Source organism: Dyadobacter sp. 32 (genome assembly GCF_902506755.1).
In the GTDB taxonomy this organism is placed as follows: Bacteria; Bacteroidota; Bacteroidia; order Cytophagales; family Spirosomataceae; genus Dyadobacter.
Genome location: NZ_LR735258.1, coordinates 4,850,098 through 4,875,376 on the forward strand (window position 1 = coordinate 4,850,098; position 25,279 = coordinate 4,875,376).

Genomic DNA, 25,279 nt, shown 5'->3' on the forward strand with positions numbered 1-25,279 from the left:
ATTCAGAATGATATGAAAAGATTGGCATTTTTGATTTTTATCCTGCTTGCCGTCGGGCTTTCTGCTTTTGAATGCGGTACTGGCAAGGATTGTTGCGTGCCGCCGCTATGCAGTGAATATAACACCATCACCGGGACATGGAGGCTGGAAGCTTTTGAGAACCAAACAACTGGAGCGTTGTCGGGAGATCCGGAGCCAGAGGGCAAAGGTGTCGTATTCACTTTCAAGGATAACGAAAAGGAAGGAACCATCGAAGGCCATACTTTTGCCAACACCGTTTTCGGCACATACACACTGGATAAGACCTGCAACTTTAAGGTTGTTTCGTTTGGGGGTACAAAAGTGGGCGAGCCAGCCTGGAGTTCCAAGGCATGGCTTCCATCAAACAAAACCGGCTATTACCAGAGGCTGGGAAATCAGCTGGTGATCTACTTTGATGGGTCGGAGGAGCGCCTGGTGTTTAGGAAACTGTGAAGGATGAAATAGGAAGAACTTTGAGGTGCGAACTTACCAGAATGTTTTTCCGTCTTATTTTCAAAGGTTTTGTATGGCTTTCAGGTTTTCCGTTTCATCGAAAATGGCTGAAATTGGGATGCGAAAGTCATTCACAACAAAGCTTTGAACGAAGCCCTGAGCTGATTTCAGGATGAGGTTATAAGCGTCTCCTTTCAGGTGATATTGTTCCAGGGTCTGGTTGTCGGGATCAATGATCCAGTATTCTTCTATTTTGTGCGCCTGATAATCCCGGAATTTGACACCACGATCCCGAGCCTCTGTGGAATCGGAAATGATTTCAACAACAAGATCAGGGGCTGGAAATAGGGTTTGGTCTTCAGTAAAGCCACTTGCCTTATCGCTGCGAAAAAAACAGATATCCGGCTCGTAATCATTACGGGTGAGCGTAATCATTATTTTCTCGATGCCTACAAAGCCAAGATTGTATTTACACGAATAAATATTGAGGAGTTGCGCCAATAACAGAGAAGCAGTATTATGGCGCTTTTTGACAGGTGAATGTACAATGATTTCACCATTGATAAACTCCACTTTTTCCTGCTCAGTAATATCATTATAAAACTTCATCCTGCGTTCCTTTTCCCGGTTGAGGATAGCATTCGCCTCCTGAAGCAAAAAGTACGCATCGGGTTCGTTAAGTATTTCAGAAATAAGGCGGTTACTCATGGAAGTACAGCATGTTAGTCGTTCAAAAATAACACAATTATACAGTTTATAAAAGTATGACTTTTTTTGTCATCGGCTCTAGCCAGCCCAACTTTCCCGATCCAGGCTTCTGTATTGAATCGCCTCTGCCAGGTGCTCCACTTTGATGTCGTCGCTGCCCGCCAGATCGGCAATGGTGCGCGATACTTTTAAAATCCGGTCGTAGGCCCGTGCAGAAAGCCCCAACCGGTCCATGGCTGTTCGCAATAATGCTTTTCCTGGATCGCTGATCTGGCAAATCTCCTTCACCAGTTCGGGCGGCATCATCGCATTGGAATAAATTTCCTTTTTATCCTTGAAGCGCGCTGTCTGGATCTCTCTCGCACGGATTACGCGTTCCCTTATTTGTTCACTGCTTTCGGACCTTCTCGTAGAAGCGATCTGATCAAATGAAACCGGAGTTACTTCCACGTGAAGATCAATCCGGTCAAGCAAAGGGCCGCTTATTTTGTTCAGATATTTTTGTACCACCCCGGGTCCGCATACACATTCCTTTTCGGGATGGTTGTAGTATCCGCACGGGCATGGGTTCATACTGGCGATGAGCATGAAATTTGCAGGAAATTCTACAGCCATTTTGGCTCTGGAAATACTGACTTTGCGTTCTTCGAGCGGTTGGCGCATAACTTCTAGAACGGTTCTTTTGAATTCAGGCAATTCGTCCAGAAACAGAACGCCGTTGTGCGCAAGCGATATTTCTCCGGGTTGGGGATAGCTTCCCCCGCCTACCAAAGCAGCGTCACTTATGGAGTGGTGCGGCGAACGGAACGGCCGTCTTGAAACCAATGTGGCCCGCGCGCCAAGCTTCCCGGCTACGGAGTGAATCTTGGTCGTCTCCAGGGCCTCCGGTAAACTCAATGGCGGTAGTATACTGGGGATGCGTTTGGCAAGCATGGTTTTACCGGCACCCGGAGGGCCTATCATAATCGCATTGTGGCCACCTGCTGCGGTGATTTCCAAAGCCCGTTTGATATTTTCCTGTCCCTGAACGTGCGAAAAGTCTGCATCGTATTCATTCTGGCTTGTGAAAAAAAGGTCGCGCGTGTCGACGACCAACGGCTGAATGTCACTTCTCCCTTCCAGGTAGGCGATTGCATCTTCCAGTGTCTCCACCGGAATAACGTCGATATTATTGACAATAGCGGCCTCATGGGCATTTTCGGCTGGCAGAATAAATCCTTTGAATCCCTGCTTGCGCACCTCAATGGCAATAGGGAGCACACCTTTGATAGGCCTGAGCTTTCCGTCAAGTGACAGCTCCCCCATGATCACATAATCTTCGAGATTTCGCTCGGAGGTCAGTTGTTCGGATGCCAAAAGAATACACAGAGCAATAGGGAGATCGTACGCCGATCCTTCTTTTCGGATATCAGCAGGTGCCATATTCACCACAACTTTCTGGCGTGGCATTTTGTAATTGAAATACTTTAAAGAGGCTTCTACGCGCTGCTGACTTTCTTTGACGGCACTATCGGCGAGGCCAACCATAAAAAAACTGATGCCTTGCCCCACGGTTACTTCAATCGTGATCATGGTGGCGTCGACGCCATACACCGCGCTTCCAAAGGTTTTAGCTAGCATGTTGATATAGTGCTTGTGAATGAAGTGTGTAATTATAAATATTTTTTGTCAAAAATAGCAGGAAATTGGCAATTCGGAGTATTTCAGAATTGGATCTGCATCTTTGTGCCCGGGCAGTTGATTGGCTTTAGAGCCTCGTTCAGGTTTAAAATTATCACATAAGTACTTATCCATCCCTAAAACACCATTTCCTTATGAAAATGAAAAAGCTGGTTCAAGGCAGGTTAGTAATCCTGCTGTTTTTGATCTTTTGTATGGCTTACCCGGCGTCAGCATCAATAAGGGGCAAGGTGATTTGCATTGATCCCGGGCATGGAGGCACCTCCCAGACTGATCATTACCGTGTAGGCCCTGCCGGTGAGCGGGAAGAATGGGTGAACCTGAGGGTAGCACTACTTTTACGAAAAATACTGGAAGAAAAGGGCGCGAAAGTGATCATGACGCGAACCTCTGTCAGATGTCATTCTTCAAAGTTCAGGCATGTAGTTTCTACCGCCATAGTCAAGATACCCGCTGCCAACTTGCACTTCCTTCCCATTATATAGATAACGGTTAACCGAATTTCTGGCCGCTGGGGTTTGAGCGGCACTATTCCGATCAATCTCTAATCCAAAAGGGTAGTAATCACTCTTCTGCAAAATACCACCATTTTCATCAAAAACGATACGTACGTTTACTAAATGGTCTTTTAAGTAATAATCAAATCGTAAAGTATCTTGCCTTATTACAGCCTGCCCTTCACTGATGGAAAGTCTTTTAAATAGATTATTTGCATTGTATTCAAAAGCACCCGCATATTTTACGGTTAAAGTATCAGCGATATATTTGTGCTTGGTGCCGGAAGCGTCATAGTCATAGGTAAGCATTTTTCCACCGATGGCAACGGTTTTGGGAAGATTCAGATAGTTGTAAGTCAGGACCGCTCCCCGGTTGCCGTCTGTCAGCATGTTACCATTTCCGTCATAACCATAACTGCTTGTCCCACTTTGCACCCCCGCTGTTATTGGCTGATGCATCGTTAACGGAGGATAACCGGTTGCCTGAGTAGGCGTAAGTCAGGTCATCGGTGATTGCCCCTGCGCGGCCGAGTGTCCTGATATTCCCGTTTTTGTCATAGAGAATACCACTTTCTGTATCACCATAGCCGCTTAGGCCTGCGGACCCTGTCAGCCGGTTGACATCGTCATAGGCAAAACTTAACCCTTTGGTAAACGCAGATTCATCCTTGCCGCTCCATTGCATCTGGCTAATATTACCATTGGTATAATTAGCACCATTGTCATAGGCCAGCCCAAGCGAGTAGTAAGGCAAATCACCGCCATTGACCCTCTGTTTATAGACGGTTTTGGCGTCCGTCATCCACCCGCGGATGTTGTTAGTATAATCCGTTCGGTGCCTGAATTTTATGGCATTATCAGAATGAAGCCATTTTTGATTCAACTGCCCCAGTAGTTTGTAGCGGTAAGCTGCTGTCGTTGCTTCTTTATGGCTGTTGCTCAGGCTAATCCAGTCAAAACGATCCGTCCGTATTTGATTTGAGGGCTTTAAATTTGAGGCTACCTAATTGAACCTTAAAAGCCTTTCGCGTTACGAACCGGGTACAAGCATTGCTCCAGCTGATGCCTTGCAGGTCTCTGCTGATAGCTTATTGGCCGATGACGTGCCAACGGTGAAGGATTTGGAACTGGTACGAAAATTTGAAGTGATCCAGGAGCTGACCGGTGAGACCCGTTCAGTGGTCAATACTTTCTTGGATATGGTCATCCGTGATTTTAGAACTAAAAAGGCTTACGCCCAATAGATATTTAACCCTGTTTACCAGCAGCATAAAACGCCCTCAAAACGATCCGTTCGGATATGCTTTGAGGACGTTTGATTGAATTGAAGTTTAAGCTTATAAGGACTTAGATTCTACTACCTCCTTAAATTTTAAAATGATATGTTCTAATTTGTTCGGATCACCGAAGCCTTCAAATTTGCCTTGTTTCACCCTAAAACCATACCAATCATCTTCCGTTTTATCAAAATTTTGATTCTCAATCTCTAAATCTTGAAATTTGGTATATATTAAGTCAATTTCCACATACCACCCAGGATTATCTATTGTAGTTATTTTGAGCCCATATTGGTGCTCCCAATCTCCATCGCATTGGCTTTTATACCAATCTTGTATCCAATCTAATGTATTCATTTTTTCGATCTGTTATTGTCTAGGTAATTCATCGGGTCTTGCAGGCCTTGGATTCTTTTGTTTTGGTTCGATTACGTGTGGTGTTGGAATCGGCTCTTTCGTTTGACTATGAATATGTGGTTTTCCAGAAACGTCAACCCTCTTAGTTTCTTGAAAACCTGTTTTCGGATTTCTAGGATTTTCTGCATACGTTGCCGTATTAGTTGTTTTACCTGTTTTAGGATCAGTTCTAAACGTGCTATGGTCACCTTGTGCTTTGGGGTCTGGTTTTAAGTGATTGCTACCCCGTCCAGTATTTTCAGTAGAACTTGCATTCACCCTTCCCTTATCATTCCTAAGATTGTCAATGGCATTACTCATGGTGTTGATACCTATTGCCATTTCTCCAACACCAACTATAACGCCAGGCACAGCCAATGGAGCCGCCGTACCTCCCGACACTACCAATGCAGTTCCTGAAGCTCCAACATCAACAGCACCTTTTGCAGTAAAAAATGCACCACCGACAGCTGAAACCGCATGTCCGAAAGTACGCCCGTTGTTATAAGACTCTATATATCCGGGGGATGCTCTAATCGGACTAGATCCTGCAATATTCTCAGTTAAAGCATTACCAAAACCAGTCAGGAAATCCCCAAAACCGCCGCAACATTCCGGAAACCTTCCATCCGGATCCGAGAACCGTATCGGGTTATTGAACGAGTAATGATACGGAGAAAATTCGAGCTGTCCTTCTGTTTCAGGGTCTATACTAAAGAACCTTCCCAGGGCCGGGTCGTAAAAGCGGGCTTGTAAATCAATATACCCGGTTTCCGGTTGGGTCTCACGGCCTAAGAACGTGTAACGGTTGATGGCATTACGTGCCGCAGGTGTCTGAACAGGCGTGGTTCTATCAATCTCTAACCCGAAAGGATAGTAATCATTCTTCTGCAAAATAGCACCTTTTTCATCAAAAACCACTCTTACATTCCCAAGATGATCTTTTAGATAATAATCAAACCTTATACTGTCCTGTCTGATTACGGCCTGTCCGTCACTGATCGAAAGCCGCTTAAAAATACTGTTCTGATTATACTCAAAAGCTCCGGCATATTTTACGGTTAAGGTATCGGCCACATATTTGTGTTTGGTGCGGCTTGCGTCATAATCGTAAGTCAGCGTTTTGCCGGATATGGCTACTGTTTTTGGTAAGTTCAGGTAGTTGTAGGTAAGTACAGCACCACGGTTCCCATCGCTGGTCATGTTACCGTTGCCATCGTATCCATAGCTGCTCGCACCACTCTTTACACCGGTGTTGCTTCCGGTGGCATCGTTGATGGAGGTTAGCCGGTTGCTGGCATAGGTGTAGACAAGGTTGTCTATTGCCGCGCCGGCACGGATCAGGGTAATTATATTCCCGTTTTTGTCATAGAGAATACCACTTTCTGTATCACCATAGCCGCTTAGGCCTGCGGACCCTGTCAGCCGGTTGACATCGTCATAGGCAAAACTTAACCCTTTGGTAAACGCAGATTCATCCTTGCCGCTCCATTGCATCTGGCTAATATTACCATTGGTATAATTAGCACCATTGTCATAGGCCAGCCCAAGCGAGTAGTAAGGCAGATCACCTCCATTGACCGTCTGTTTATAGACGGTTTTGGCGTCCGTCATCCACCCGCGGATGTTGTTAGTATAATCCGTTCGGTGCCGAAAAAGTACACCATCATCAGAATGCTGCCACTTGCTTCGTAGCTGACCCAGCGCGTTATAGCGTTGCCCCAGCGTGTAGGCTTGCTTGGTTTTGCTTCCGTTTATTACCTTTTCCGAAACAGCCAGTAGTCTGTCTGCCTGGTCGTATGTAAAATATGCAACGTGGGTATTGGTACCCGTGGATAATAACTGTTCTGTTTTTTGCTCGGAGGCAACCGGAGCGAGATCATACTTGTATTTGGTAGAGAGTCTTTCAATACCTGTGGTTGCACCCAGGTCATACAGCTCGCGTACAGTCTGGATCGGACGATATTCCGAATCATAATAAACCACCGTACTCAGCCAGGAACCCGTGCCTGCACTGCCTGGTAATATCCTGGCCCGGCTTCCACTTTGTCGTCCTTTTACATTAGCAAAGTTTGATCCATAATAAGCACCGGAATAATCCAGACCGGCTTTGGAAAAACCATAATCATCATAAAAGGTGATTGTCAAAAGGTCTGCTTCGGTCACAGAGGCGGGAGCTGTCTGGTTAAGCGAATAGCCCTGTATTGTGCCATTACTTCGGTCTTCATGATGCGAAGCACCGTTAACCGTACCAGCCAGATCAGAGCGGGAGGATGAAGAACTGATTTCCCCTGTCATAACCGGACGGTTGAGCGCATCATACTTGGTAAAACCCCAGACTCCACGAGCAGTCTGATTCGCATCCCTGTTGTAAACGGGGCGGTCGTACCGGTCATACACAATTTCCACTATGCCTGCACCAGGGATCCTCTTGACGATCAGTCTGCCACGTTCATCATAGTCATAGGTAAAAGCAAAGTCTGTCAGCGAAGGTGAATCCTGGAATGCGGGCTGCAAAACACCACGGAGTAAGTTTAAATCATCATAAACATAATAGGTCGATAATCTTTCTGTGCCATTAACCTGCTCTTTACAAATCAGTTGGCCAAGGTTGTCATGATATTCATTGGTCTGTTTTCCCTGCTCATCGGTTGACTGAACAAGTTTTAAAGTTCCGGCGGGATAATTTCCGTTTTGTGAAATCGTGTTGGTGGTCTCGTTAAAGTCATATCGCTTCACATCCGAACTGCCGTTTATCTTGTATTGTACCGAGGAACCGGCGCTTTTATTGCCCGGCGCCCGCATACCAGAGACCCGGTTCAACGGAGACGCTTCAAAGTATATGTCAGTGTAGGGCCTTTCAAGATCATTGTTGTCTAAGAATGCCGAGTTGGAAGAATACCAGTTGGTAGCTTCGGAAATGCCGTCGGCACGATAGGAGCCCCAGTCCTCAAATGCAGCATATGGAAGATATTTCCTGGACTGCCGCCCTGCCGCATCAAAGGCAACTGGCTCGACCATGTCGCCGCCTTCCGGGCTCTGTTTTACGGCAACATTTTGTAATATTCGACCCAGCCCGTCCAGGTATTGAACCTGGGTTACCACTTTGCTTACGTCATTTACATCCGCACCGGCCTGTTTATAAGTGCGGGAAACGATGTAATTGCGGGAACTGGTCTGCTGTCCGTAAAGGGGTGATAGTATGGTATAAAAAACTATTATGCAATAAGTAAGTCGTTTCATATTATAATCTTAAAGAGTCCATTGATTTATTGCTTCACAACCCGCTGTGTAGTAGTAGTCCCATCGGTATAGGTAATTGTTACCAAGTATGTCCCTGGCTCTAACCTTTCCGTATTGATCTGGTTGAGTTTTTGGGGTTTTTGCAATAGCTTGCCCGCAATGTCAAAGATCTTTATGCTTTTAATTTTCTCTAAGCCAGATGTATTGACATTCAATTTCTTATCTGCTGTGAAGGGATTCGGAAATAGCATATTATCCTCCGATGTATTTGCTATATTGGGCGTGGCTATCATCAGCCTTGCGGTTTGCGTGGTTTGGATTCCGATTTTGGAAATACTGCTATCATTGTCAGGTCTATTGGGACTTACCAATTTCTCCGGAAACACAAGCTCAGCCTTTATTGTTGCCGAATCCACAGTTTGGGTTGCCTTTATTATGATATTGAATGCTATACATTCAGCGTTGGGAAGTGGGATGGAATTTAACAATTCAACTTCGCCCGAGTCCGACGATAAATTATGCGCTGTTTCCCATCCAGTTAATACCGAGCCGTCTGTATTAGTAACACCCGTAATTACAACACCCGGAGTAACCATTATTCGCGAGGCAAATTTGTAAGCTGGCATGGTAACAGGATTGGGATCTTCGTTACAGATATTGACCAGCAGGTAAGACGATTGTCCGGGTGCAATAGCAGATGCACCGGAAATATTGATACTGATTTCCTGGGATCGGCAGTAAGGTGTTGCCAATAAAAAAATAGCATTGATAAGCATTTGGTTATCTTTTTCATGAAGTATTGTATATTAGTTTGCTGTAACAGAAGTTATTGTACTATTGTTTGTAGTCTTTATTTCTCCACCGGAGCCCGCAATAATAACCGCAGTGATATTCTGGGTTCCATTACTTGTCCCGCTTTTTCGCGCTATGGTAAATCCGATAGTAGCCTGGCCATTTGCTGCAATAGTCACTCCTGGTTTAGATGTCGCTGTAATGAAACCTGAATTTTCCGTAAAGGTCCAGTTACTATTCTCGTTGGCAATACCGCCTAACACGTGTGATGTCCCGTTGAGGGTTGGGTAGGTAATATTAAATGAACTCAGTTTGCTGATTCGCAGCTTTATTGATCCGGTCGTTGTTACATTATTAATTTCATAAAGATTGACGATAAAGTCTCTTGAGACACCCGCAGGAAACGAAAGGTTATCTATTTCAAGGGTAGGTGAAAGATCAGGCAGAGGTACCGTCCCGACCAATAAAGCAAGCTGCACTGGCGTTGTTACACTCGTTGGATTAATTGTTGGGCAATCCACTACTTGTCCGGCGTAGTTGTAACAGTAGGAAGCTTTGGCTTGGCCTGCCCCATTTTTAATGGTAACCAACCTGCTAAAACTATCATAATCATAAAGGGTAGATTTACCGCCGGGATCAGTCATGCTTGTCAATCCAACAAGTGGCGAATAGGTGTAGGTACTAACCAGCGTATTCGGTATAGCCCTTAATTTGTTTAGCTCCGTCCGCATATCCGAATCGGAGTACGAGCCTGTTGTATTGTCCAGGATTGTCTGGTTTATATAACCGCTCGCAGTGGCATAATCGCTCCCGGTTATTTTTGCTACCGGATACTGGCCTTTATATCCCCAGAAATACACTTCCTTCGTATCACCAGGCTTACCCCTTTGAAGGATTTTGCCCTTGGTATTGTACTGATCAAAGCTCATGTGTTCTCTGTAACGGCTGTCTTTAGTAACTACTCCCGCTGAAACCGATGATTCTGCAAAGTCGGTAAGCGGTACCGTAAACTCTGTCTCGAATATTTTTTCAGGGACAGGCAATGTTGGTTTATAAGCATGAAAAGAAGAGAAAGCTAGTCTGTTATTGGAACCATCCTGGTTTTGCACATAGGTACTTCGCTCAATGACTTTATTAACAGCGTTAATTTCGGCCAATTTTTTTATTCCAGCCGAAGTGTTATCGGTTCCGGTTATGGCAGGATAATTGAAGGGGTATTTATTTTTTAATAGAGATACCTCGGCTTTGCTGTTTGTTGTTTTTTCACTGGCAACCAGGTTGAAGGATGTATAAGTAAATTCTGATGAGGTCACCAACTCAGATCCGGCCGGGTCATAATTCGTAGTGATTTTCTTTTTTAGCTGTACATCTCCACGGGTTACTGTATATGTAGCATAGTTAAAAACAGACTGTAAACCCGAATCATCATATAAGCTAAAAGGAGGAGCAAATGTGTATACGCCCACATTGTATCCTGTCCTTATCAATGCAAAAGGGGAAATCTTTAGCCCAACAAACTCATCTGATGGAGACAAGGAAGGCAAATAATATTCATAATTTTCCTTTTGCACGGCCGTATATCCGGAGGTGCCTGTTCCTTTAAATGTAATCGCTTCCTTCAGATAAGGCTCATTCCAAAGATGGTAAGCGTTCAAATAAGTTGATGGAAAAGCGATGGATGCAACACCTGCGTTAGTCGGAAAAGCATCCAGGCCAACATATTGCAACGGTATATCGAAGGTGTATTCGATCTTCCCTTCTCCGTAATCCTCAGTCACCTTATTGTACCAGCCATTATTGGACTGGTTGACCGCTTCCATGGTCTCGCTATTGATAATTGAATTCTGGATGGTTCTTTTCAGCGCGCGAATATGGTCTATTCCCCCATTCGTGAAATTTGCTAAAACTACTTTTTGATTTAAGGCCATGCTTGGGATAGAAGGATCTATCATCCTGATTCCATCTCCATAATAATAGTTTCGGATTACCTCAGGCCCGCCGGTACCATCGGTGCTTGTTATTGCCGATATCCGAAAACCTCCGCCACTTAAAACAAAAGGATTTACACTGATCTTATATTCATTTCGGGTATAGAAAAATTCCCGTGTCCCGCCGGTTGGGAATGTCAGTTTTTTTAGCATTCCATCATCCGATGCAGGGTAAGATACTTTATCCAGGCCGATTAAATTCACATAATCCCCGTTCGGGCCTGTACAATCCAGACCAACGATATCAACTCTTGAAAAATCAAAACGTCCAAATTGATTCGCGTAATCAGACCCTCCCCCGGCATTATTAATGTTGTATCCAAAACAGTCATAATTGCGAAATGAAATATTCTTTGTGGTATAATCAAATTTGTATTTTTCAACAACCGTAGTTCCGGTTCCCGAAATATGTATTTCATCCAGAAAAACCCGGCTTGCAGGCTGGCTGTAGACGAAAGTTATTTTCTTGATCTGCGCACCTCCCGGCTTTGTGATTACAATAGAACTGACAGTTCCATTTAAGTTCCTGTTAAAAGTGACTACTTCATTGGGAGTGGTAATCGTGCTGAGTATTTTACTGTCATAATTTGTAGAAGTAGGCAGTGAGGTAACCCCGTTATTATCAATGGTTGCATAACAAGAAGGAAGTGAGACGCTATTTTCAAAACGCCCTTCCAGTATCTCGCGGCTGTAAGAGGGCAACCCTTCGCTGGTTTCTGAGATTGTCTGGTATTGAAAATCAATTGTGTTGTCAAACGGTGTATTAATCTCACTGAGCATCCATCCCGTATTGCATTTAACCATAACACCATTCACACTTACCTGTCGCCCTTCATTATCAGTATCTGCTTTTCCAAATTTGTAGCGCACCGCATTGCCATCTGTGGCATTTAATTCGCTGATTATGCCATTGCTCAACGAATAGTTCAACTTACCAAGCGCAGCGTTATTGAGCATAGTTAATACCTTATTAGCCCTGTCCGTAATTATGAAATTGCCATTTTGGCCTGGAAGGCCAATTGTAAACATATCGAACTGGCTGTCCATGTAATCATTCTGAGAAGCTGCAATGGGCGGGTTTTCACCTCCGGGGCTTAGGTACATATACCTTGCAAGATAAAGATCCCTGTCGAAGGGAGTAGCGAATCCGCTGCTCAGATAAGGGCCGATTGCCAGTCCGCCGGAAACGTTGTTCATGTCTGGCATCGTGTAAGCTTCGTCAACCCTTCCGTAAACGGTCCGGGATACACGGTAGTCGGGATTCAGTTGCCATCCCAGCCCGACATCTCCACTTATTTGCCCGAACTTTATTCCGGATGCATGATAGGCAATACCGATTGGGATGCTTACTCCATCCAGTTCTATGTTGTAGAAATTGAGATTGGTTTCAGCAAGCCCATTGTAAAGGGAAACTTTGTAGTTAATGAACTTCTCAAATTCTCTGGAACGAGGGGAAGGCAGTATTACTGATTCATTCGACTGTGCAAAGGACAAGTTAGAGCCCAAACAAAACAGCACTGCGAAAAGCAGCCTTTTTAAATGTGAGTGACTTTGAGTCTTAATTTTCATAAGAAAATCATTTTGACATTTTTTTTGATTGATCATAGATAATATGGATGGTAATGTGGTTAAACGGATGTAATTCAGGCGGGATTAAAACAAAGCTTCGCCATGGAACGAAAATGATTCGTTCCAATAATTTGACCTGAAAGGCCATTAATTCAGGAAGACATCAAAGAATTTACCTAAACAGTGTCAGAAGATGGATGTTGCAGGGAACAAAACCCGATTGGGATTGCTAAGGAATAATGCTGCTGTAAGAGCAAGAGATTCCATTTCCGGATTTTCCTTGAAATGTAAAGATGAGTCAGCATAGATGAGTGTTTAGAGCATTGGTATAGGAATTCACCTAACTTAAATTTGTAGAATTATTATATCCAACAAAACCAAAGCCGTAAGTGTCTGTTCGTCGCATAAATTTAGGTTGCTGCCTTGCACATTGTCAACCGGCATATACCGGAATCGTAACCGACATTTACCGGTTGTGTAATTATTTTAAGAATGGCGTTTTATGGTTTACGTAGTTTGGAAAGGGTATCAGGATTCATTCCTAAAAATGTCGACAGATGTTTCACTTGAACCTCTGAGTTGATATACCTATTGGAATTGGAGAATGTTAGATACCGTTCAGTAGCATCAAGGGCACTTAAATTGAACACATGTTCTTCTTTTCTCTTTTTGAAGACAGTGTAAAGTTCATTTATAAACATTCTAAAAATTGGATATTTCTCATAGAGATCAAAGAAGTCTTTTTTTTTAATTCAAGGACTTTGGAAATTTTAGTTGCGGCTTCAAGGTACACGGTGGACTCCGTTTTTGGAAGGAAGAAATCTGTCGAAGGTATCATCATATCACCAACCGAGAAAAACCAGTTTGTAAATTCAGTTTCCCGCTTGAAGTAATAGCTTCTGATTACTCCATCCTTAATGAAATAGATGCTTTCCTGCAACTGGCCCGGCTGTAGAAATCGGTGGCGTTGAAATACGTCGAGGCGTGTTGTCTTGTGATTCAATTCATCTGATAGCTCTTGATCTAGTCGAACAGTGGGATAAAGGTTGGTTAGAAATTCAATCATGGCTGTGTGTGATGTTTGTTGATTATTACATTTTCATGGTATCCATAGGTTGAGCGTGGGTTAAGCTTCAAAAAGAGTAAAAAATGGTTTAGGTATGAAAAAGCGCGGGCTAATTCCCATGCCTGCCCCAGAGGTTCGGCCAAGAACGTGCGCACATAGCAAATAGGAACGCCCGCTCAGAACGGGTGTTTCCACTTTGCTTTCGTTGTGCGCATCAAATTGGCCCATTTCTGGTGCTGGAAGCTGAAGTGAATCGCTTATTGCATTTTATTTAAGGTAATTCTATATCATGCCCACATTAGTATATCATTGAAATGTAGCAAATTGCTTAATAATTTTAAAAAAAGAAAGGCGGAAGCCTGTTTCTAACGAAAGGAGAAGGTCGATGACTAATGTTGACTTACTCGTTTTTGAAATTTGGTATATAACTCATTTTTTCAGTGATTAAGAAACGCCAATAGGGATATTAAGGATTCAATTGTAACCCCCGCTCAGTCTAGCCAACGAGGCTGACTTAATCCATTACTATGAATAATTTTAAATTTGAATGATTTTAATATTTTTGGCTGAATTTAGATCACAAATAAGATTCAACATTTCATACTTTCAACCCCCAAGTTGTAGAAAGGTATAATCATTTTTAAGTATTTTAATAGACCTACAACACCATTTCCTTATGAAAATGAAAAAGCTGGTTCCTGGCAGGTTAGTAATCCTGCTGTTTTTGATCTTTTGTATGGCTTACCCGGCGTCAGCATCAATAAGGGGCAAGGTGATTTGCATTGATCCCGGGCATGGAGGCACCTCCCAGACTGATCATTACCGTGTAGGCCCTGCCGGTGAGCGGGAAGAATGGGTGAACCTGAGGGTAGCACTACTTTTACGAAAAATACTGGAAGAAAAGGGCGCGAAAGTGATCATGACGCGAACCTCTGATACCATTGTAAGTCTCACAGCCCGTTCCAAAATGGCGATAGATCATAAGGCAGACATTTTCGTCTCGATACACCACAACGCGACTGCGGACTCGTCGGTCAATTTTCCCATTATTTATTTTCATGGCAATGCCTCGGAGAATAGGGCGGGAGTTGCCTTTGGAAAATTGCTGGCAGCAAATCTGATAAAAACATTATACAAAAGAAAAGTATCGAATGTATCTCTGGTTTCGGATTTCACCGTTTTTGCGGAAGCGGGTGCCTCTGTTTTGAGAAACACGTATGGTATTCCCGCGGTACTCGCCGAAGCATCTTTTTTTACCAACCCTACGGAAGAGCAAAAATTGAAAGAGGAGGCTCATAATCTTGATGAGGCAGTTGCATACGCCGCAGCACTTGAATCATTTTTCAGTAAGCCTGTTCCTGAAATTAAGTCCAAAAATTCGACTATTCCGGCCATTCCTGTCTTTAAAGTTTTCCAGGAAGCAGAGCGGATGACCCCTATAGCTAAGCGCTGGTATCAGGATTTTCTGGATGGGGAAGCGATGATGGAAAATAAGGATTCGGTCTCCATGCAAAAGGCGTATGATTTTTTTACCCGTTCAGCACGATCATTTCCCGATTCCTACGTGGCCGCTGCATGTCACAAACGGCGATCCTGGCTTTTGAGATCAATGGGCAAACTGGAGGAATCGGATCAGGAAGCACAACGGGCAAGCGCGTATTATGTGGCGGTGGGAAGGAGATGAGCGATAGTGGCTTATCAGCTTTTTCAATTTTTCGTTCTAAAATTTAGTTCTTCGCCGAATTAATTCTAATGGTTTGCACCTCTCTGATCCACCGGGCTTGTTTTTTGTCATTAGGTGCAATAATCCTGAAAGGTCCTTCACCAGAAGGTAATGGTTGCCCATCCTTTTCTGTTGCAAGCATAATGATATGATCAGTAAATTCTGGGTCGATTTCCGGTAAGGAGTACACAACTTCATAGCCGTCTGCAGCTTGTATCAGGATGTATTTTACAAGATTTTGTCCGCGAAGTTTGCTGCCGGTGGGCACACCTGCTTTTTCAAGAATTTCGATCAGCGCTACCCCTGCAAATTCATGCACTTTTGCATCGCGGTCCTTCACTTTAACGCTTATTTTTTTATACGATCCGAAATCTTCCTTATTTAGTTCCAGAGGAGCAAGGACTTCACCTTTTACTTTCACAGTGCCCTGATTTTGTGCGAACACGTTTAGCGAAACAATGCAGGACATTATAAAAGTGAATATGGAAACAAAGGGTTTTGGGTTGTTAGGCATGCTTGTTGGACTTCTGAGATAGATCTTTGGAATTATTCGATATGTACGCCTGGCTATATCGCAAATATAATTAACAAACACTTAAAGAATTTGTATTTTCAAAATAAAGTAGTTGGAATCAAATGAGGTCTAGCAGGTTCTTTTCCTGTTCAATTATGGTCTGCAATTTTTCACCAAGGCGATGATATGCATCCATGACTTGTTTCCCTGTTTCAGTAACCTCGGTACCGCCTCCGTGTATCCCACCTTTAGAGGCAATAACATAAGGACTTTTACCGAAAGTGTTTAGCTCGTCGACCATGCGCCAGGCTTTTTTGTAGGACATGCCCATTTCTTTGGCTGCTTTCGAAATGGAGCCTGTTTCCTGGATCAGTTCCAAAAGTTGCAGCCTCCCCTTGCCAAAAAATTTAACATCGTCAACGAAAACCCAGTGTGCAAGATGAAGTTCAATTTTCTTTTTCATGGGAGTTGGTCTTTATGGCTTCAAAAATTTGCCATGTCGATTGTTGGACTTGGGATAATCTTATGGTTTTGAATGATGAAAAAACAGGAAAGTATCTGGTCATCAGGCAATTTTATTCCAGCTCCCTAATCCTGATGTTCCGGAACCAGACTTTTTCTCTCACATTATGACTTTGTAATGCGATTTTCCCTTTTGCATGTGCTTTGGCGTAAGGCCAGTCGGCATATTTGCTTTTGGCTACCATCGCCTGCCACTTTTCATCACCATAGATGTAGTCAACGACTTTTTTCCCATTGATGTAATGCTGGATGTGATTGTTGTTGACTACAATCCGCCCCTTGTTCCAGGAACCAGGGGCTTTTACTGCGGTCGGGTCCGATGGCGGGTTGATATCATAATTGGCCCCGGTAAGCTGAACATCGTGTAATTTAAGGGAGTCTCCGTTTGCATCAACGTGAATCTGCTCCCCTTTTCCGTTACGAAAGACATAACCTTTGTCGTCTATGATCTGATATTCTGGTGCTGTGAAAACGGTCCGTTTGATGTCAGGCTGCTCTACCACCTTGTAAAGCAAGCCGCTATTGCTTCCTGGAGGAATTTTAAAGTCGAACTCCAGCTCAAAGTTTTCGTATTCTTTGTCGGTGACCAGATCTCCGGCATTTCCGTTGGTGGTCAGGGAACCGTTTTCAATCACCCATCCTTCATGGCCCTCCTTGTTGTAATTGTGCCATCCTTTGATTGCTTTTCCATCAAAAAGTGTCACCCATTTTGGTTTTTGAACGCGTTCATCTGCGACCTTACCTGCTAGTACAGGCTTGGGAAGAGTTAGAACAACGACTAGCAGACTTTTGAATACAAGGTTATTGACCATGACGTGAGCGGGTTAAATTTGGGATAAATTCTTTGGTTAAATACACGGCGTTTTACTCCACCACCGCTGATACACAAATATAGGTAGGAATGATTCCTGTGCTGCGTATCCTCACTTCCGCGTCAACGGCCTGTGTATTGCCAGTGAGTACCAGAGCGGTGTCCAGGCCGAATTTATTTCCACCTAAAATGTCGGTATGCAGTGTATCTCCTACCATGAGGATATTACGTTTGTCGACGTTGGGGTAATTTTTGATATGCTGGTATGCAAAAATAAACATTTGTGGATCGGGCTTCCCAAACCGGATAAATTGCCTGCCAATGGTGTCTTCAATCATTTTGGCCAAAGCGCCCACGGCTATTGAAAGGCGGCTTTTGGATGCGGGATAGGTTTTATCTGTATTGGCCACAATCACCGGGATATTGCGTTTTCGCAATAAATTCAGCGTCTTGGTCAGATCCGTGTTCCAGTCAAAGCCTTCATCATCCAGAAACACCAGAGCGTTTACATCATTGACATCGTTTAGATCCAGCTCTTTGATGGAGAGCGTTTTAATCTCGGAGGTGCCAATGTAGTGAGCCGAATTATCGGTCCCCAGATAGGCGACCACACCGCTGCGGACTTTCAAGTCCAGATATTCCCTGGCAAGCATGCCCGAAGAAATAATACGATCCGGTGTCACGTCGTTGATACCCAGCCTGACGTATGATTCTGCCAATTGCTCCGGGCTTCGGGAGGCGTCGTTGGTAACCACATAGAAGTCCTTTCCGGTATCATTAAGATAAGCAAAGGTATTTTCAATACCCGGTATCAGGCCATTATAGGTTTTTAATACGCCAAATGCATCGAAGAAAATTACCTCGTATTTTGATAAAACGGACTTAAAATTGTCAAGTATCATGGTGGTGGTGTCTGGGAGTGAATATAAGGATTACAGGCAGATTCGAACGAAGCTCAGATTTTCAGGCGACGTATTATCTTTTCTGCATCAAAGCCATCTATTGCAGGGAAGTATAGCTCGTATGCCTCCTTTTGCAGTTTGGTACAGTATGATCGGTGAAAAAAGTATTTCCCGTATTTGATCACGTAATTGAGAATGAAAAAACGGTATGCTTCTTTCATAAAATGAATTTCCCTTTCTGTAAGCGGGTATACTTTGTGATATTCTTCCAGGAAAATCATAAAACGCTCTTCCATCAATGGGCCCATGAGGTAACTAAAAACGGTCCGGTCGCCTACGTTGGAAACCACACGGCTAAAAAAATAGAAATCCATGATCCGGGATGATACTCTGAACCAGTCGTAGTCCCATCGGGAGAAAAACTTCAGATCCTCGGTAACCGAAAAGTTGCCGATATTCCAGTCCACAAATACTGGCATCAGGTCGAAACCACTCACATTGAGCCTCTGGATATTTTTCATGAAAATATCACACTGTTTTTTCAGAATATGAATGTAGCCGCGGTGCTCATATTGGCCGGTATCCGTTTCCAGAATATCCAGAAGATGCTGAATATCTGTACGCAGGTTTTTGGAGGATTTGGGTATGGATTTGCCTGCTCTGAAACAGGCAAGGTGGAACTTGGCTGCCTCGGTTCCCAGCTTGCGTATCTGATCATCGTCGAGCCGGCGTGGCATACGGTTCATAGCCCGGATAGGGTTATAAAAAACCACCCAGGTATCCACAAAATCTTCCTGATACCGGTAGGTGTAGACCTGGTTATTTTTCATCAGTGACCTGGCCAGTACGTTTTCGTAAGGGTAAAGCAGGTTGTTGGCGAGGGTCTGGATGATACGGTGGTCCTCCTTGAAATGCTCATATTTTCCAAAGTAGGAAAGCTTGGATATGACCACGTCGTCATTATCCAACGTCACACGAAAAACGTGATTGGTCGAAACTTTTGCACTGATATCTTCAACGAACTTAACCCCGATCGAACTATCGAATCCTTCCCAGGCTTTTCGGATGATGGCAGGATAATCTTTTAAACGCATTATTAATTTTTCATTTGGCTTTGATGAATACCGTATCCTTCCCTTGTAGAGCAGGATACGGATTCTCGCAAAGGTAATAACTTCGTCTTAGGGTAGTGGTGTGTAAGTGCTATTGATTTAAATTAAACTTACCAAAGAAACTTCTGGATTTTGATTGTTTTTGAGGAAATTAAATCCTGGGTTTTTTCCTGAGACGAATGGCCATGTTCAAAGCACTTGGATCAGCTAAGTCGATTTCCAAAGTTTTACTTTAATTTTGTGTGTAACCTTATCACAGCTACTTTGTTTTTCTATTTCTCAAGATTTTTAATTCGTCTGGCGTTACCTATTTTCCTCCGCCGGCTTTTTGTTGTTAATCCAGGCAGAGTTCCAGGAAAGGGCCCGCTTCTGCTGGCATCCAACCATCCCGATTCCTTTTTCGATGCGCTTGTTATTGGAGCAAGCCTGAATCAGATGATCCATACACTTGCCCGCGGCGATGCGTTCCGAAAACCCTCAGTGGCATTTTGGCTGCGGCAGATCAAGCTGATTCCCGTATTCAGGGGCTCGGAGGGAAGGCAACATGTTAAAAATCTGGATGTGACAACCAGAGAAAGTCTTGCTGCCATGAAAGAAGGCGACGCGGTCGTGGTGTTTTCTGAAGGGGTTTGTGTCAATGAATGGAGGCTCCGCCCGTTGGGCAAGGGAACCGCAAGGATGGCTCACCAGGCCTGGTTTGGTGATGACAGCCTGAAAGACATGCTGGTGATTCCTACCGGGATGAATTATGAACATTATCGGGGAACGGGCAAACGGGTGGCGATTCGCTTCGGAGAACCTATTAAACGAAATGATCTGACCACCGACCCGGAGGAGTACGAAAAATGGTTGAGGGAATTTAACGACATTCTTCAGGACAGAATGAGCCATGAGATATTGACTTTATCCCCGGAACTATCCCAGGCAGAGAGATTAGTCAGAATGAATGAATTTTTTGGCCCTAATTCAATTCCCTCCAAAGGGAACCCGTTATTTCAAGCCATCGGCTGGCTCGGCCGGGCAATCCATCGGCCGCTTTATCATTTATTTACAAAAAAAGTAGGTAAAATAACAGCGAAAACCGTTTTCTACGATTCGGCGCTTTTTGGGTTGCTGTTATACCTGTATCCCGCAATCGTGTTGATACTGTCCATTATTGCAGGTATTCTCGCTGGATTTTGGGCAGGTCTTACACTTTTTGTTGCGCTTCCCTTATTGGCCTGGATGGGGAACAGGTTTCGTTAAGCATTGCTTTTTTGGGTCTTTTGTCAATTAACCATGCAATTTGATTTTTGACATACAAATTTGCATGGTTAATTGAATGGAAACGCACACGTGTTAGTCCTTCACCCGGTTGAGCCCCATCGTTTTTAGCATCCAGTCGGGAAGGGGTTTTTGATGTTTCCGTTTTTGTATATCAAGAAACCAACCTATCTTTTTCAGGATGGGTAATTTATGTGTTTCAACCAACTCTATAAGCGTGCCATCAGGATCTTCTACATAGGCAAATCGTCCTGCGGCAGATTCCATTCCAAACGATGATTCGCTGTCTACAGTAAACGGATAGCCTTTTGACTGAATTTTATTTTTCAATGTAGCCAGATCCAGTGCATCAAAGCACAGGTGAATAAATCCGCAGTCGCCCCAGAACCGGTTTTCGAATAATTTCTTGGGTTTTCGATCCAGCGCCTGGATCAGTTCTATCTGAATATTACCGAGGAGCTTACTGAATGCGCCTTCTGCTTTGAAATTTTTTCTGAGCAGAACCCGGCGGTACCGCTGTCCGGAAATAGAGGTTGGCAAATCGTCAAACACGCCCGTTTTGTCATACACGACATGGAGAGGCTCGAGCAGATTGGTGTAAAAAGGAATGGATTTATCAATATCAGAAACGCCTATTACCACACCCGCCACGCCCCCAACTGGCTTGCCTGTATTCTGAAACCATGACGTGTCGCTGGTTATCTGATAGATGTTTCCATAAGGGTCATTTCCCCAGAATCCTTCGCCTTCAGGGAGGGAAACCAACGGTCCTACGGCCTCTTTGGATATGCTTTTTACCCAGGCGTGCGCTTTTTTTACGTCGGGTGCTTTAAACCGGATCGCGTTGATACCCAGGTCGCCCAGCTCCATTTTGAAACTGGCAGGTTGTGATACCCTGCTTGTGAATGACCAGATCTCCAATCCTCCGCCTCCGGCGAGATTGAGGGCCAGTGCGGCATGTCTCTGTTGTACTACACCACCGGTGTAAGGTGTCATGAGTGGAGCAGGTGCCTTGTCGTCGAATACCGGTACATCAAATCCTAAAACGCGCCTATACCACTGCCAGGCTTCGGGAACATTTTGAACACCTACGCCAACCTGCTGTATCCCTGATATTAGTTGAGAACTCATTAGAGAAGAAAATAAAAGTGATGTGACCGCCAAGATTCGGTCCTGAATGTGGGGGCAATTTTACGAAATAAACCGCAATTTGGCTTACAACGTCTGATTATAGCGTCTGATTTTTTAGACTTATTTACTTTTACTCCGCTCCTGATTACCCCATTATGGGCTGGATTTTTTGAATACTGAACCATCGTTGAAGAGGGGACGCTTGATGGATCGAGTAACCACATAATAATTTTTCTTACAAATTACATCGTCAGGCATAATAATTCATATCTTTAAGATGGATTATCAGAATAATATTTTATTTTTTTTGCCGGCGCATCCTTTGGTTGTTGTTCGCCGTATATCTAATGAGCTCTGTCTCAATTTCTTTTTAGAATGAATCAGTCCGTAATTATTGCTCCGGTAGCGGAGAGTTTAGTACAGTTTTTAGCATCAACAAACTACTCGAAGGTCTTTGTAATTGCCGACAACAATACAAAAAGGCATTGTTATCCATTGGTTAAACCGGCTTTGCCTAAACATAAATTAATAAGCATCAACGCGGGTGAGCCCTTCAAAATACTGGCGACTTGTGAGCTGATCTGGAAAGCAATGACGGAAGAAGAGCTGGACAGGCATGCATTGGTTGTGAACATTGGCGGCGGAGTGATTGGTGATATGGGTGGGTTTTGTGCTGCGGTTTACAAACGGGGAATAGATTTTATTCAAATGCCCACCACGTTGCTATCTCAGGTCGATGCAAGTGTTGGGGGGAAGTTAGGTATAGATTTTCAAGGGTTTAAGAATCATTTAGGCGTATTTCAAATCCCCAAATGTGTTTTAATAGATCCGGCATTTTTGGAGACTTTGTCGGAGCGGGAAATACGTTCAGGATTTGCAGAAATTATTAAGCACTGTTTGATAGCGGACGGGAAAAAGTGGAAAGAAATAATTCAGAAGGATTTTGAGGATCAAAAGTGGGCAGACCTGATCGCGCATTCTGTCAAAATCAAGGAGCATGTTGTGGAGCAGGATCCAACAGAGAAGGGACTGAGGAAGATTTTGAATTTTGGACATACACTTGGGCATGCGGTTGAAACCTATTTTTTAGGCAAAGCGTCAAATCAGAGGTTGTTCCACGGAGAGGCGATTGCCGTAGGAATGATTATGGAAGCCTATCTGTCGGTGAAAAAGGGATTGATTGGAACAGAAGCATTAAGTGAAATTGAGGAATTCATTTTTGCCACCTATGGCAAAGTGCAGATTAAGGAAGCAGATGTAGAGCCCATTATATCCTTGACGCGCCAGGATAAGAAAAACAGGGGAGCCGAAATTCGATTTTCTCTATTGAATGGAATCGGAAGCTGCGGATTCGACATCCCGGTTACCGTTTCGGAAATGCGTAAGGCAATAGCTTATTATATGGGTTGATCTCGGGTGACAGATTGAGCATAAGCTATTGATTTTAAGGTTGGAATTATACTATTATACCTATTTTATAACCTGACAAAATGAAATGCTTATGTTAAAGTCTATTACTCCGTATGCCGCTTTATTACTGATATTGGTCATAGCTGGTTGCTCAAGTGGTCGTAAAGTGTTTGTGGAACACGATTACAGCTATGAAACAAATTTTAAGGATTACTCTTCCTACACTTTTCTGGAATGTGAGCGGGACACAAATAATCTTTGTACCGAAATATATGAGGCCATCCGTCGTCAAATGCAGGTTAGAGGCTATAAGTTAACCGCAGAAAAGCCAACACTGCTCGTAAACTATGGTATATTTTATGATAACCTCCGTTACCAGGGTTATATGCAGCCTGTAATTAAAAACTGGGTTGATACGGAAAACGAAGGATTCAGATATGAACCGATCAAGTATGCATTGGATAAGGGTACTCTGATTGTATCTTTAATTGATGCGGAAAGTGACCAGGTTGTGTGGAGAGGGTACGCGTCAGGGATTTTCAAAGGTGCTGAAAACTCCAACAATCATTACAGGAGTGTTGTAAGACGTATTTTTGACCAATATCCTCTTTTTGCAAAAGGTTATGATCCGCGCAGATACGGCGAGCAGGTGGGAAGATAAGGCCCGCTAAATGTGTTGATGATTAGGGGTTTACTTTTTTTTAGAAACCTTGTACAAATGGTTCGGAAATCAGTTTTCCGAACCATTTACGGTATGCTGGCAATTGGTAAATCTTATGGGTATTAGACTTACTCCGGCCCGGGAAATTAACATGCGGGCTTGGGTCTAATGACCCAGATAGAGCTCTCCTCTCCTAAACTCACTTGTCACCGGAGTTTCAATGTTACCAAAGTAAAAATAGCCAGGATGATTCCCACGATCCAGAAACGGGTGACGATTTTTGCTTCATGTATACCTTTTTTCTGATAATGGTGATGTAGCGGCGCCATCAGCAGGATCCTTTTCCCTTCTCCATATCGTTTCCGGGTATACTTGAAATAAGACACCTGGGCGATAACGGAAATGTTCTCGGCAATAAATACGCCACACAAAACAGGAATAAGCCATTCTTTCCGGATGGCCAGCGCCACCACGGCGATAACCCCTCCAAGCATCAGACTGCCTGTATCTCCCATAAATACCTGCGCTGGATACGCGTTATACCACAGAAACCCGACACAGGCCCCAATGAACGCTGCGCAGAAAATCACCAGCTCGCCAGAATTAGGGATGTACATGATGTTCAGATACTGAGAGAATTTAGCATTTCCTGAGAGATAAGCCAGCACACCCAGCGTAAGGGCGATGATTCCTGATACCCCTGCCGCGAGCCCGTCAATTCCATCTGTAATATTCGCACCGTTCGAAATGGCCGTAATAATAATGATGGCAATGAGGGTGTATATTACCCAGGTATATTCTTCTGGTAGTCCGAAAAGAAGCGATTTATAATCGAACTCATTATTCTTAGACAGCGGGATTGTAGTGATGGTGGGATGAACGACATCCCGATAGCGCTGTACTTCCCCCAAGGTGGAGCTCAACAAAGGTTGGTCATAGATACGGATCTTTACGTTATTGTTGAAAGAAAGTGTGACGCCTACAATCAGTCCCAAACCCACCTGGCCTACAATCTTGAACCGTCCGGCAAGGCCATCTTTGTTATTTCTGAATTTCTTGAGATAATCGTCTATGAAGCCGATCAATCCCGTCCAAATGGCGGTGATGATCAACAGTACAATGTATACATTACTTAGCTTGGCAAAAAGCAGAACAGGCACCAGAAGCGACGCCAGGATAATGAAGCCACCCATGGTGGGAGTGCCTGTTTTTTCCATTTGCCCGGCAAGTCCCAGGTCTCTTATAGACTCCCCCATCTGTTTTTTTCTTAAAAAATTGATGATGGTTTTTCCGTAAGTGGCAGCAATAAAAAGGGATAAAACAGTAGCTCCTAAGGCTCTGAATGATATGTACTGGAATACACCAGCACCTGGTACATTAAATTGCTTGTCGAGATAGTCGAATAGATAGTAGAGCATGCAAGAGTGAATTGGGGAAGACAATTGCAAAGTTGCGGCTTTTCGCAGATTGTACAAATGTCTGTCAAACTTTTAACTAGGGAAATAATGTATTATTTCGAACTGTAATCAGCAAAGAAGCA

23 protein-coding genes are annotated in these 25,279 nt (G+C 43.8%); 7 read left to right on the plus strand and 16 right to left on the minus strand.

The annotated features are described in order from the left end of the window. The first annotated feature begins 12 nt into the window (after positions 1–12). Entirely contained in the window at positions 13–474 is a 462-nt protein-coding gene (locus DYADSP32_RS19795; RefSeq protein ID WP_414617913.1) for a hypothetical protein, read from the plus strand. Positions 475–534: 60 nt separating this feature from the next. Here DYADSP32_RS19795 and DYADSP32_RS19800 read toward each other — a convergent pair whose 3' ends face one another. Together DYADSP32_RS19800 and DYADSP32_RS19805 are read right to left on the minus strand one after the other, a co-directional pair. Beyond that, positions 535–1,182 (minus strand): Uma2 family endonuclease, encoded by a 648-nt coding sequence (locus DYADSP32_RS19800; RefSeq protein WP_149241139.1) that lies wholly within the window; start codon positions 1,180–1,182, stop codon positions 535–537. A 78-nt stretch (positions 1,183–1,260) separates the two neighbouring features. After that, entirely contained in the window at positions 1,261–2,802 is a 1,542-nt protein-coding gene (locus DYADSP32_RS19805) for a YifB family Mg chelatase-like AAA ATPase (protein WP_149241138.1), read from the minus strand. A gap of 254 nt (positions 2,803–3,056) precedes the next feature. Between DYADSP32_RS19805 and DYADSP32_RS19810 the strand changes: the two genes are divergently transcribed. Then, positions 3,057–3,347 carry an N-acetylmuramoyl-L-alanine amidase family protein gene (locus tag DYADSP32_RS19810; protein WP_414618177.1) on the plus strand — a complete coding sequence of 97 codons (291 nt, stop codon included), beginning with the start codon at positions 3,057–3,059 and terminating at the stop codon, positions 3,345–3,347. On the opposite strand, the gene DYADSP32_RS19815 is transcribed toward DYADSP32_RS19810, so the two are convergent. Continuing rightward, positions 3,270–3,818, minus strand: a complete 549-nt coding sequence (locus DYADSP32_RS19815) for a hypothetical protein (protein WP_149241136.1) — start codon at positions 3,816–3,818, stop codon at positions 3,270–3,272. The genes DYADSP32_RS19810 and DYADSP32_RS19815 overlap by 78 nt on opposite strands. Then, entirely contained in the window at positions 3,763–4,161 is a 399-nt protein-coding gene (locus tag DYADSP32_RS19820) for a hypothetical protein (protein ID WP_149241135.1), read from the minus strand. The genes DYADSP32_RS19815 and DYADSP32_RS19820 overlap by 56 nt, the downstream gene beginning before the upstream one ends. A 205-nt stretch (positions 4,162–4,366) precedes the next feature. On the opposite strand from DYADSP32_RS19820, the gene DYADSP32_RS19825 reads away from it, so the two are divergent. Beyond that, positions 4,367–4,603, plus strand: a complete 237-nt coding sequence (locus tag DYADSP32_RS19825) for a hypothetical protein (RefSeq protein ID WP_149241134.1) — start codon at positions 4,367–4,369, stop codon at positions 4,601–4,603. 93 nt (positions 4,604–4,696) lie between these two features. Here DYADSP32_RS19825 and DYADSP32_RS19830 read toward each other — a convergent pair whose 3' ends face one another. The 5 genes from DYADSP32_RS19830 to DYADSP32_RS19850 form a co-directional block, all read right to left on the minus strand. After that, positions 4,697–4,993, minus strand: a complete 297-nt coding sequence (locus DYADSP32_RS19830) for an immunity 53 family protein (protein WP_149241133.1) — start codon at positions 4,991–4,993, stop codon at positions 4,697–4,699. Between the two features lie 12 nt (positions 4,994–5,005). Beyond that, entirely contained in the window at positions 5,006–8,275 is a 3,270-nt protein-coding gene (locus DYADSP32_RS19835; RefSeq protein WP_149241132.1) for a DUF6443 domain-containing protein, read from the minus strand. A 26-nt stretch (positions 8,276–8,301) separates the two neighbouring features. Next, a complete protein-coding gene (locus tag DYADSP32_RS19840; protein WP_149241131.1) occupies positions 8,302–9,051 on the minus strand; it encodes a T9SS type A sorting domain-containing protein in 750 nt (249 codons plus the stop codon). Between the two features lie 30 nt (positions 9,052–9,081). Then, positions 9,082–12,624: a hypothetical protein gene (locus DYADSP32_RS19845; protein ID WP_414617914.1), complete on the minus strand. Its 3,543-nt coding sequence runs from the start codon at positions 12,622–12,624 to the stop codon at positions 9,082–9,084. 691 nt (positions 12,625–13,315) lie between these two features. Beyond that, complete coding sequence (locus DYADSP32_RS19850) at positions 13,316–13,690, minus strand: hypothetical protein (protein WP_149241129.1); 375 nt, start codon at positions 13,688–13,690, stop codon at positions 13,316–13,318. 676 nt (positions 13,691–14,366) lie between these two features. Between DYADSP32_RS19850 and DYADSP32_RS19855 the strand changes: the two genes are divergently transcribed. Further along, positions 14,367–15,374: an N-acetylmuramoyl-L-alanine amidase family protein gene (locus tag DYADSP32_RS19855; protein ID WP_414617915.1), complete on the plus strand. Its 1,008-nt coding sequence runs from the start codon at positions 14,367–14,369 to the stop codon at positions 15,372–15,374. A 43-nt stretch (positions 15,375–15,417) separates the two neighbouring features. Here the strand turns inward: DYADSP32_RS19855 and DYADSP32_RS19860 are convergent, their stop codons facing one another. From DYADSP32_RS19860 to DYADSP32_RS19880, 5 genes are all read right to left on the minus strand, one after another. Beyond that, entirely contained in the window at positions 15,418–15,882 is a 465-nt protein-coding gene (locus DYADSP32_RS19860; protein WP_414617916.1) for a molybdopterin-dependent oxidoreductase, read from the minus strand. A gap of 163 nt (positions 15,883–16,045) precedes the next feature. After that, complete coding sequence (locus tag DYADSP32_RS19865) at positions 16,046–16,390, minus strand: LysR family transcriptional regulator (protein WP_149241126.1); 345 nt, start codon at positions 16,388–16,390, stop codon at positions 16,046–16,048. Positions 16,391–16,502: 112 nt separating this feature from the next. Then, positions 16,503–17,261 (minus strand): DUF1080 domain-containing protein, encoded by a 759-nt coding sequence (locus DYADSP32_RS19870; protein WP_149241125.1) that lies wholly within the window; start codon positions 17,259–17,261, stop codon positions 16,503–16,505. A gap of 52 nt (positions 17,262–17,313) precedes the next feature. Then, positions 17,314–18,162: a TIGR01459 family HAD-type hydrolase gene (locus tag DYADSP32_RS19875; protein ID WP_149241124.1), complete on the minus strand. Its 849-nt coding sequence runs from the start codon at positions 18,160–18,162 to the stop codon at positions 17,314–17,316. Positions 18,163–18,215: 53 nt separating this feature from the next. Then, the gene (locus tag DYADSP32_RS19880) at positions 18,216–19,256 is read right to left on the minus strand and encodes a hypothetical protein (RefSeq protein ID WP_149241123.1); all 1,041 of its coding nucleotides are present in this window, start codon (positions 19,254–19,256) and stop codon (positions 18,216–18,218) included. 258 nt (positions 19,257–19,514) lie between these two features. Here DYADSP32_RS19880 and DYADSP32_RS19885 point away from each other — a divergent pair, with 258 nt between their 5' ends. Beyond that, positions 19,515–20,519 carry a 1-acyl-sn-glycerol-3-phosphate acyltransferase gene (locus tag DYADSP32_RS19885; RefSeq protein ID WP_414617917.1) on the plus strand — a complete coding sequence of 335 codons (1,005 nt, stop codon included), beginning with the start codon at positions 19,515–19,517 and terminating at the stop codon, positions 20,517–20,519. Between the two features lie 93 nt (positions 20,520–20,612). Here the strand turns inward: DYADSP32_RS19885 and DYADSP32_RS19890 are convergent, their stop codons facing one another. Beyond that, positions 20,613–21,668, minus strand: a complete 1,056-nt coding sequence (locus DYADSP32_RS19890; RefSeq protein ID WP_149241121.1) for a VOC family protein — start codon at positions 21,666–21,668, stop codon at positions 20,613–20,615. A gap of 375 nt (positions 21,669–22,043) precedes the next feature. On the opposite strand from DYADSP32_RS19890, the gene aroB reads away from it, so the two are divergent. Together aroB and DYADSP32_RS19900 are read left to right on the plus strand one after the other, a co-directional pair. Next, positions 22,044–23,078, plus strand: coding sequence for a 3-dehydroquinate synthase (gene aroB, locus DYADSP32_RS19895; RefSeq protein WP_149241120.1), 1,035 nt, complete (start codon positions 22,044–22,046; stop codon positions 23,076–23,078). Between the two features lie 85 nt (positions 23,079–23,163). Then, positions 23,164–23,739 (plus strand): DUF4136 domain-containing protein, encoded by a 576-nt coding sequence (locus DYADSP32_RS19900; protein ID WP_149241119.1) that lies wholly within the window; start codon positions 23,164–23,166, stop codon positions 23,737–23,739. A gap of 206 nt (positions 23,740–23,945) precedes the next feature. On the opposite strand, the gene mraY is transcribed toward DYADSP32_RS19900, so the two are convergent. After that, positions 23,946–25,157 carry a phospho-N-acetylmuramoyl-pentapeptide-transferase gene (gene mraY / locus DYADSP32_RS19905; protein WP_149241118.1) on the minus strand — a complete coding sequence of 404 codons (1,212 nt, stop codon included), beginning with the start codon at positions 25,155–25,157 and terminating at the stop codon, positions 23,946–23,948. Between the last annotated feature and the right edge of the window lie 122 nt (positions 25,158–25,279).